Below are 2,020 nucleotides of genomic sequence, written 5' to 3' on the forward strand. Positions count from 1 at the left end.
CCCCGCCCCCGGGGCGCGGGGCCCCGGCCCGCTTTCGTCGTCTGCTGGCCCGGCTCTCTTTCGTCGTCCGCCGGCCTGGCCCGTTCTTGCTGTCCGCCGGCCCGGCTCTCTTTCGTCGTCCGCTGGCCCGGACCGGTTTCGCCGTCCGCTCGCCCGGTGCGGGGAGCGCGGCTCGTGCCGACGCGCCCGGTGCGGGGAGCGCGGCTCACGCCGACAGCGGGAACTCCTCGCCCAGGATCGCGAAGGGTTCCATGAGCACGCTGTCCTCGGGCTTCACCCGGCCCTGCGCCCTGCCGTCCGACGTGCGGGTACGGCTTCCCGGCGCGGTGCGGGCGAAACGCCGCGCCCGCCGGCGCCGCTACGGCAGCGTGAGGATCTCCGCACCCGAGCCGGTCACCACCAGGGTGTGCTCGAACTGGGCCGTCCGCTTGCGGTCCTTCGTCACGACGGTCCAGCCGTCGTCCCACATGTCGTACTCGTGCGTCCCGAGCGTCAGCATCGGCTCGATGGTGAACGTCATGCCGGGCTGGATGACCGTCGTCGCGTGCGGGCTGTCGTAGTGCGGGATGATCAGGCCGGAGTGGAACGACGAGTTGATGCCGTGGCCCGTGAAGTCCCGCACGACGCCGTAGCCGAAGCGCTTGGCGTACGACTCGATGACCCGGCCGATGACGTTGATCTGCCGGCCCGGCTTGACCGCCCTGATCGCGCGGTCGAGGGCCTCCCGGGTGCGCTCCACCAGCAGCCGCGACTTCTCGTCGACCTCGCCCACGAGGTAGGTGGCGTTGTTGTCGCCGTGGACACCGCCGATGTACGCCGTGACGTCCAGGTTCACGATGTCGCCGTCGCGCAGGACCGTGGAGTCCGGGATGCCGTGGCAGATCACCTCGTTGACGCTGGTGCACAGCGACTTGGGGAAGCCGCGGTAGCCGAGCGTCGAGGGGTAGGCGCCGTGGTCGCACATGTACTCGTGCGCGACCCTGTCGAGCTCGTCCGTGGTCACCCCGGGGGCGATCAGCTTCGCCGCCTCCGCCATCGCCCGCGCCGCGATCCTGCCGGCGCGCCGCATCGCCTCGATCGTCTCGGGCGTCTGCACCTCCGGACCGGTGTACGGCGTCGGCGCGGGCTTGCCGACGTACTCGGGGCGACGGATGTTTCCGGGCACGGGACGGGAGGGGGACAGCTCCCCGGGGACGAGCAGCGACTGGCCAGACATGCCAGCGAGTCTAACCAGCGGCCGTGGGGGAACATGTCGATGGCGAGAGGAGCTGGTCATGGCCCTGTTCAAGAAGCGCACGGTCGGCAAACCGGGCGAGTGGTACTACTGCCTGGAGCACAGGAAGGTCGAGGAGGGGCCGGACTGCCCCGGCAAGGACCGCTTCGGCCCGTACGCGAGCCGCACCGAGGCCGAGCACGCGATGGAGACCGCCCGCGAGCGCAACCTCCAGTGGGAGAACGACCCCAAGTGGCACGACGCCCCGGCGGGCGGCCGCGAGGAGCAGTGACCTGATCAACGCCCGGGGCGGCGACGACGCCGCCCCGGGCGGCAGGGCGGCAGGGCGGCAGGGCGGCAGGGCGGCAGGGCGGCCGGGGGCGCCCGGGCGTCCGGGCGGACTCCAGGGCGGCGCGGCGAGCGCGCCGGGCATCCCCGGGATTCACGACTCCGAGCGCCGAGAACGAGCCGCGCACCGGCGTGGGTTGCGGTCCTTGCCGACCCGGCGTTCCGCGCGGAGCCGTCCACCTTCCCGAAGACACCGCCCGGTACCGGGAACGAGGATCCGGCGGAGTACGCCCTGATCCAGCTGGTCCCCGCGCCTCTGCGTCGGCCGGCCGCGTCGAGCAGAGGGGAGTGCCGCAGGCGGAGCGAGCGCTTCTTCTGGCGCCCGCCCCGGCGACTACCGCCTGGCCCGTGCCGCCCTCGGCTGTCAGGACCTCCGGGAGACCGCCCGGCCCGACCCGTTCTCCGAGCCGGCTCACGACTCCGGCTGGGTTCGCTTGGTCCGGCTGGGTCTCTGGGCCG

General features: G+C 73.0%; 2 protein-coding genes. One reads left to right on the forward strand and one right to left on the reverse strand.

Going from position 1 to position 2,020, the window contains the following annotated elements; genetic code table 11:
- Window positions 1–358: 358 nt before the first annotated feature.
- A complete protein-coding gene (gene map, locus ACFW6P_RS30960) occupies window positions 359–1,216 on the reverse strand; it encodes a type I methionyl aminopeptidase (RefSeq protein ID WP_386358644.1) in 858 nt (285 codons plus the stop codon).
- A 58-nt stretch (window positions 1,217–1,274) separates the two neighbouring features.
- On the opposite strand from map, the gene ACFW6P_RS30965 reads away from it, so the two are divergent.
- On the forward strand, window positions 1,275–1,505 hold the full coding sequence (locus tag ACFW6P_RS30965; protein ID WP_386358646.1) for a hypothetical protein: 231 nt from the start codon (window positions 1,275–1,277) through the stop codon (window positions 1,503–1,505).
- The last annotated feature ends 515 nt before the right edge of the window (window positions 1,506–2,020 follow it).

Origin of the sequence: Streptomyces sp. NPDC058741, from assembly GCF_042746715.1 — a bacterium.
In the GTDB taxonomy this organism is placed as follows: Bacteria; Actinomycetota; Actinomycetes; order Streptomycetales; family Streptomycetaceae; genus Streptomyces.